A 7,611-nucleotide genomic window follows, 5' to 3' on the forward strand; every position below is an offset into this window, starting at 1 on the left:
ACAGGTGCATCCAATAGAATTGAAGGTATATATACCAGTGATAAAAGACTGGATGAGTTGGTTAATGAAAAAACTGAACCAAAGAATAGAAATGAAGAAGAAATAGCAGGATATAGGGGAGTATTGAATACAATTCATGAAAATTATGATTATATAGTACCGAGGTCTAATGTGATATTGCAGATGCACAGAGATCTGTATGTTTATAATAGCGGCTTGGCAGGGGGACAATATAAAAATGTTGATAATGTAATTGAGGAAAAAGATGCATTAGGTAGGAAAAAAATTAGGTTCAGACCAGTTCCGGCATATTTAACAAAAGAAACAATGGAAACCATGTGTGACGGATTCATAGAAGCATTTCAAAAGGAATCTGTAGATCCACTGCTGCTGATACCAATATTTATACTTGATTTTTTGTGTGTTCATCCATTCAATGATGGAAATGGCAGGATGAGCAGACTGTTGACCTTATTACTTTTGTATCAACAGGAATATATCGTTGGTAAATATATAAGCATAGAGATGATGATCGAAAAATCAAAAGAGAGTTACTATGAAACGTTGAGATTGAGTTCCATTGGCTGGCATGATAATGAAAATGACTATGTTCCATTTATCAAGTATTATTTAGGAGTAATTCTGGCAGCATACAGAGAGTTTTCCTCAAGAGTTGAAACCATCAGAAATCAAGGATTAACCAAATCAGAGAGAGTAAGGTATATCTTTGAAACAAGAGTAGGCAAAATCAGCAAGTCTGATATTGCCAAGCTCTGTCCTGATATAAGCATCACTACAATAGAAAAAGCATTGGCTGAACTTGTAAAAACGGATTATATAAAAAAAGTTGGTGGCGGTAGGAGCACAGCGTATATTTTAAATGATAAGTTAAAACATGGTTAATGCTATGAGAGTCTGTCAATCAGTTAAATGTGATAATAATGTGTACAATTTAAATAACAAAATCAAAGCCACCTCTTAAAAGGTCTCATTTAGAAGTGGCTTTATTTCTATACTTGTAAAACACCTTCTGCTACTATTTCAACATCACCATTAAGAAACAGTTTTGTAACATCATTTCCATCCCATTTGGTAGTTACCTGCAGTTCACCACCTGGTTGTTTGATTGTTATGTCAACTTCCTTTTTTTGTTCATATGAGACTGCTATTCCCATGGCCGTAGCCCCGGAACCGCATCCTCTTTCCCAAATCAAACTACCAGTTGCCTTGACATATACAAGTGGAACCATTGAATAATCTTTTTTATTCGAGAACATAATTCCAAGAGCATCATACTCTTTGTACTTAAAGTCCTCCTTTACTTTCTCGAAAAATTCTTCTTTCGATGCATTGTCATCAAGTTCTATTATCAAGTGCATTATTCCTTGAAATTCAACCATAGTTCCCTTATAACGTTCAGCATCATACTCAATTTCATAATCATAGATCATTTCATGCAGTGGCATTTCAACACCGGAAATAAATTTTCCTTTTTTAAAGGTTGGAATTACTTCACAAGATATTGATTTATCAGCACCTGAAACCTCCAATGTAACATGTATTTTGTTATCAGAATAATTATATTTACATTGATGTCTGTCAACCATTACAGCCGCCAAAGCCCTAGTAGCATTTCCGCAGAACTCCCCGCCCATCATATGAAGTTTTGCACAGGCTTCTCCATTTGGATAAGTCGGTTTTTCAACAAACCCTACCTGTTCTGCATTTATATTGTTATAGTTCATTATCTTATTGGCTATATCAACATACTCATCCCTTGAGACCTGGTCTAGAATAAAGACTGTCATATTTTCTGTAGGATTGGTTTTAATAAAATTAAGTTTCATGTTTCCCCTCCTTATATATAAGAAAGTAACTATTGACCAAGTCACTTCTGTTTTCATTATTTCAACTATTCAAATTAATTATATTGTTCGACTATTTCAGTTGCCTTTACATCGAGTTTTTCCATTGTTGTTCCAGTAAATCCATAAATGATTGATATTATTGGATTCAACAGATTAAGGAAACAGAATGGTACGTAAACCCAAGGAGCTATTCCTAAAGTACCCATCATATATGCTCCACAAGCCGTCCATGGAATCAAAGGCGACGTAAGAGTTCCTGCATCTTCAAGTATCCTTGAAAGATTTTTAGGATGAAGTCCTCTTTCTTGAAAAGTGTCCTTGTACATCCTTCCAGGAATTACTATGGCAAGGTATTGGTCTCCTGCTACTATGTTCATAGCTATGCAACTCAATACTGTTGCGAGAACCAAGGAACCTGTAGACTTAGCCAGTTTAAGTATTTCTATTGATATCGCCCTGAGCATTCCCGTGGTCTCCATAACTCCACCAAATACCATTGCACAGATAATAAGTGAGATAGTCCACAACATACTTTGCAATCCTCCCCTTGAAAGGAGTATGTCAACAACTTCATTACCAATATTCGAAGAATATCCATTATTCATAACATCAATTACTGTTCCCAAGTCAGCTCCCTGGAAAATCATAGCAGCTGCACCACCAAGAATTGCCGCAATAAAAAGTGCAGGGATAGCCGGCATTTTAATAATAACCATGGCTATTACCACACATGGGACAATTAAGAGTATGGGACTTATATAGAATGTTTCACTCAAGCTTGATGTGATTGTATTCAATAAAGTAACATCCGTATTTTCTACGTGGAATTTCATTCCAAGTATTCCAAATAGTATAAGACTTATTATAAGACTAGGACCTGTAGTATAAATCATATGTCTTATATGATCAAACAGATTAGCTCCCGTAATGGCAGGCGCAAGATTAGTTGTATCCGAAAGCGGCGACATCTTATCACCAAAATATGAACCGGATATAATAGCACCAGCTGTCATAGGAAGTGGAATTCCAAGTCCTGCCCCCACTCCTACCAATGCTATGCCTATTGTCGCAACAGTTGTCCAGGAACTACCGGTAGCAATAGAAATTATACATGTAATAATACAAGTACCTAATAAAAATAATTGCGGACTGAATATTTGAAGTCCATAATAAATCATGGTCGGCACTACACCTGACAAAATCCATGTACCAATAATCATTCCAATAACCATCATAACTATCAATGCGCTCATAGTCATGTTTATCCCTCTCAAGATCCCCTCTTCAAGTTCCGACCACTTGTATCCTAGGAATTTAATACTCAAAATTGATGCAAATATACCAGAAGTAAACATAGCAATATGTACTTCTCCCAAATCAAAAATAAATATTGAAATCGCAATAGATACCACTAAAAAAACAAAAGGTGTTATAGACAATCCAAATGAAGGTTGCTTTTTATTTTTCATAATAATTCTCCAATCTTTTTTTATTGTTACACTTTTATAACAGAAAAACATTTTCCTGTTATATGCTACAAGCTCGCGAGATACTATATAGTTTTATTGTACGATATACCGTATAACTATTATATTGTATATAGTCCAAAAAGTCAATATACCGTTTTAATTTTCCGCAATGACTATGTTTACTCACTAAACTTATTGCATTTAATTTTATTAACTAGTATACTTATATGATATAGCGTTTGAAAAAACTATATATCGTAAACGGAGAGAGGTTTAATCATGGATAAAATAAATGTAATCGTTGGTGAAAATCTAAAAAAAATCAGAAAAGAAAGAAACCTTACTTTAAAAGAAATGTCCGATATTACAGGAGTTAGCAAAAGCATGCTTGGAGAAATTGAAAGGTCTGTTTCGAATCCCACAATTGCAGTCCTATGGAAAATTGCCAGTGGCTTAAAAATACCATTTACACAATTGATTCACAGCGAAAAAGCTTCTGTTAACATAGTTAGAAGTCCAGATATGAAAATAATAAATTCAGGTGATGAATTTACAATTTCCTCTATTTTCGACTACGACCCAGAAAAGAAATTTGAAATTTACACTATATCTTTTCCTGTGAAATCAAAAAGTGAAATTAAACAGCACAATAAAGGAATAGAAGAATATATTTTGATATTCGAAGGCGAATTAGTTGTAGAAATAGGTGGTGTCAAACATCAACTCAATACTGGTGATTCAATCACATTCCTTGGAGACATTCCACACCGATATCTGAATGAAAGTAATATGGAAACCAAAGTATACTCCATTATGTACTATACAGACAATAACAAATGAGATGATAAATAAACTTATCAGGATTTTCTTTGATAATGGAAAATTTACAGATACTTTTTTGTCTACAGATGTGTTATAGTATCTGTGCTATGATTAACTTCGGCTTATAGACTTACTTATGATACGGTTAAGCGTAACACGCTTTATTACAAACTTGGAACATCCGGCTCTTCTTTTATTTCAGGAGTATAATTAAATTATAATGTTTATAGCAGTATACCAGGCTGATAGGTCTGGTTTTTTTATGCATATTTTGAAAATTAGCACAGAATGAAAATAAATCTAACATATTAAAGAATGAATATCGAAACCATTGTTCGCTATTGAGAGGAGTGTTATAATTAATTATAGGCATAATTCCATTTCGTTTTGTAAGAATTATAGGAGGTCTGAACCATGGAACATATGAAAAAATTGTTTCTTTTTTCAATGGTTCTAGTGCTTGTGTTTTCAAATATTGTATATGCTGAGTCTGATCCAAGCACTTGGGCTGTTGACGAAGTAAACAAATTAAAGGCGGAAAATATTTTGGATGAAGCATTTTTTACGAATTATCAACAAAATATCACAAGAAAGGAATTTGCATATTTATCAGTTAGATTATTCGAGGTGATGTCGGGAGAAGTAGCAGAGATAGGAGAGGATCCTTTTACGGATACTGATGATGAATGGGTATTGAAAGGCTATAATATTGGAATACTGAAAGGTTATGGAGGAGGGGTTTATGGACCAGATGATTTGATAACAAGAGAACAACTTGCTGCTCTACTGATAAGGATGCTTGATGGAGCCGAAGTTGAATACGATAAAAACATTGCAGGACTTAGTTTTAATGATGACAATGAGATATCAGAATGGGCTAAAGACTGTGTGTATTTAGCAAATAAAAACGGCATAGTAGGCGGGATTGGAGATAACTTAATGGCCCCTAAAAACAATGCAACCAAGGAACAGTCCATGTTGATGGCTATGCGGATTATTAATATGAACATAAATAATGTTATAGTTTCTGAAGTTGCTGAAAATGAAGATGAAAAGGCAGAGTTGACTTGGTCTTCGGTTGTTAATCTATCGAATTCTGAAGGTGAATCATTTTCTCCTGTTATAACAGCCGATATTTTAGGAAACATCCACTTAATATGGGTAGAAGAGTCAAATGATTATCTTGATCTATATTACAGACAGTTCAACAATGGAAAGTGGTCAGATAATATTAATGTTACAAATTCAGATAGGTTTTCAATATTTCCTGATATAGCTTGTGATGAATTAGGTAATATACATGTAGTATGGGAACAGTATTATCCTGGTACCAGTTATATTTTGTACAGTTACTATAATGGACTGGATTGGGCAAAACCATATATGGTTTCTAGACCTTATATATTGGAATCTAGAATACCAAGGATATCGTTGGATAGTGCAGGTGATCCCCATGTGATTTGGTTTGACAAGAATACAGTTGGATCTATTGAAATGCTTGATATACATTACAGTGGACGGGATGGTGATAAATGGACGGTTACTGAATGTCTAGAATTGATGGAAAATGTTTTTACTGATGATCCTAATCGTGTTTTATTCCCTGATATTGAAATTGATGAATCAGATAATATACATGTTGTATGGCCGGATATGTCATTTTCAAATTTCACAATAGATATTTTTCATAATCAATTAGGTGGCGTATCTGTTAGCATATCTGATAATAATGGTAGGTCGCAGTTTCCTAAACTTGCAAAGGATGAATCAGGTGTTTTGCATGTCGCTTGGGAAGATGATTCTTCAGGACAATATGAGGTACTATATAGTTGGCTTGATGGAAGACAGTGGACTGAAGCTGTGAATGTTTCAAAAACTTCTGGAGATTCAATGCTTCCTTCGATAGCTGTTGATGATGAAAGGAACGTACATATTGTATGGGTAGATGATTCAACCGGTAATTATGAAATTTTATACAGTTGTTGGGATGGTATAGAATGGACTGAACCTGAAAATCTTTCAGAAAGTGTTGAAAATTCTACTGATCCTTCAATAACAACTGACATTTCAGGAAATATACATGTTATGTGGGCAGAGTCCATCTTTGATTCTCATGAAATATATTATAGAGTGAAATCAAAATAGAGATTTGACAAAAATATGTAGAATAATTATAAAAGGCAAATGCATCTTGCTTCGATGTATTTGCTGTTTTTTATAGTATTTACAGATGTATTATAGTATCTATGACATAATCCGGCTTCGCCTTATAGACTTACTTGTGGTACGGTTCACCATACAACGTTTGATTACAAAACTGAAGTTAATGCCAAAGATAAGCGAAATGCAGGATTATTAAAGAATTTATAAATTGTAAAAAAATCCAAGCTTCTGTGATTAAAGCCTGGATTTTTTTATAATTCTTTCAATGCAAGTTTGATTTTAGGGAGTTCAATTTCTACTACATTCCACACTATTCCTAAGTCTATACTATCATAATCATGAATTAATACATCTCTGATGCCAGCCATTTTCCTCCAGGGGATATCAAAATGTGCAGTTCTAAAGTCTTGAGATACTCTTTTGCTAATTTCACCAATAATCTCAATATTTCTTATTACTGCATCTTGAATAAGTGAAGAAGATAGAAATTGGTCTTTTCCATCTGAAGTATAAGCTTCAACTTTGTTAATAGCATCGATGATTTGTTGAATGTATGTCAAGTCTCTATTCATATGCTGATAGCGCTCCTTTTTATCGATTTACCTATGTCATTATTCTTTAAGCCATTTTCAGAAACTACATCTACCTTGTTGCCGAGTAGATCTTCAAGCTCAATTTTGATTTCTACAAGATCGAATAAAGAAGCATTTTTGTTGAATTTTACAAGAAAATCTATATCACTATTTTCTGAAGCGGAATCGTTTGCTACTGAACCAAAGATTTTAATTGAATTGCCATTGTTTTTATGAATTATTTCATGTATTTCTTTGGATTTTTCAAGAATTTCATTCAATCGCACGATTATCACCTCTTTCGCAGTATTTTATAATAATATTATAGCATTCAGAGAATGATGAAACAAGAACATAGATTTAGGTCAAGAATATTGATGAATTTAAAAATCCCCTCGTCTTATAGACTTACTTATGGTACGGTTCAGCGTAACGCAGTTTATTACAAAACTGAAGCTTGTGCTGAGGGAGTTGGAAAATCTAGTTCTGACTTGAACGACCGATATATTTCGGACGATTAAATATCGAACGGAAACGACCGGTCGAATTTGTTGTTAAAACGTAGTCTGTGGGCGCTGAAATTTGTAGCTTAACAGTAAGTTATATACCACAGAGGACGTGATATTCTTTAATGCGCAAGTTCTTTTAAAATCTCTTCGTATTCATAGCCCATTATAAATTCATTGAATTCATTTAAATCAATGTTTCTGAACCCTG

Annotated in this window: 7 protein-coding genes; 3 read left to right on the forward strand and 4 right to left on the reverse strand. The window is 33.8% G+C overall.

Features of this window, described 5'->3' with window-relative positions; all coding sequences use genetic code 11:
• Window positions 1-903: Fic family protein (locus BUB05_RS18060; RefSeq protein WP_073051145.1), on the forward strand; the 903-nt coding region annotated here is incomplete at its 5' end.
• A gap of 107 nt (window positions 904-1,010) precedes the next feature.
• On the opposite strand, the gene BUB05_RS18065 is transcribed toward BUB05_RS18060, so the two are convergent.
• Both BUB05_RS18065 and nhaC read right to left on the reverse strand, forming a co-directional pair.
• Window positions 1,011-1,847, reverse strand: a complete 837-nt coding sequence (locus BUB05_RS18065) for a histidine racemase CntK family protein (RefSeq protein WP_073051147.1) — start codon at window positions 1,845-1,847, stop codon at window positions 1,011-1,013.
• A gap of 74 nt (window positions 1,848-1,921) precedes the next feature.
• Window positions 1,922-3,337: a Na+/H+ antiporter NhaC gene (nhaC, locus tag BUB05_RS18070; RefSeq protein WP_073051149.1), complete on the reverse strand. Its 1,416-nt coding sequence runs from the start codon at window positions 3,335-3,337 to the stop codon at window positions 1,922-1,924.
• A gap of 279 nt (window positions 3,338-3,616) precedes the next feature.
• Here nhaC and BUB05_RS18075 point away from each other — a divergent pair, with 279 nt between their 5' ends.
• Complete coding sequence (locus BUB05_RS18075) at window positions 3,617-4,177, forward strand: helix-turn-helix domain-containing protein (protein WP_073051151.1); 561 nt, start codon at window positions 3,617-3,619, stop codon at window positions 4,175-4,177.
• A 396-nt stretch (window positions 4,178-4,573) separates the two neighbouring features.
• Entirely contained in the window at window positions 4,574-6,304 is a 1,731-nt protein-coding gene (locus BUB05_RS18080) for an S-layer homology domain-containing protein (RefSeq protein ID WP_073051153.1), read from the forward strand.
• A gap of 269 nt (window positions 6,305-6,573) precedes the next feature.
• On the opposite strand, the gene BUB05_RS18085 is transcribed toward BUB05_RS18080, so the two are convergent.
• The gene (locus tag BUB05_RS18085) at window positions 6,574-6,894 is read right to left on the reverse strand and encodes a HepT-like ribonuclease domain-containing protein (RefSeq protein ID WP_073051155.1); all 321 of its coding nucleotides are present in this window, start codon (window positions 6,892-6,894) and stop codon (window positions 6,574-6,576) included.
• Window positions 6,891-7,175 carry a nucleotidyltransferase family protein gene (locus tag BUB05_RS18090; RefSeq protein WP_245819963.1) on the reverse strand — a complete coding sequence of 95 codons (285 nt, stop codon included), beginning with the start codon at window positions 7,173-7,175 and terminating at the stop codon, window positions 6,891-6,893. The genes BUB05_RS18085 and BUB05_RS18090 overlap by 4 nt, the downstream gene beginning before the upstream one ends.
• Between the last annotated feature and the right edge of the window lie 436 nt (window positions 7,176-7,611).

It is taken from the genome of Dethiosulfatibacter aminovorans DSM 17477 (assembly GCF_900142005.1).
Lineage (GTDB): Bacteria > Bacillota > Clostridia > Tissierellales > Dethiosulfatibacteraceae > Dethiosulfatibacter > Dethiosulfatibacter aminovorans.

Coding starts and splice junctions, on each gene's coding strand:
- BUB05_RS18065 (WP_073051147.1), bottom strand. CDS start 1,847: ATGAAACTTAATTTTATTAAAACCAATCCTACAGAAAATATGACAGTC.
- nhaC (WP_073051149.1), bottom strand. CDS start 3,337: ATGAAAAATAAAAAGCAACCTTCATTTGGATTGTCTATAACACCTTTT.
- BUB05_RS18075 (WP_073051151.1), top strand. CDS start 3,617: ATGGATAAAATAAATGTAATCGTTGGTGAAAATCTAAAAAAAATCAGA.
- BUB05_RS18080 (WP_073051153.1), top strand. CDS start 4,574: ATGGAACATATGAAAAAATTGTTTCTTTTTTCAATGGTTCTAGTGCTT.
- BUB05_RS18085 (WP_073051155.1), bottom strand. CDS start 6,894: ATGAATAGAGACTTGACATACATTCAACAAATCATCGATGCTATTAAC.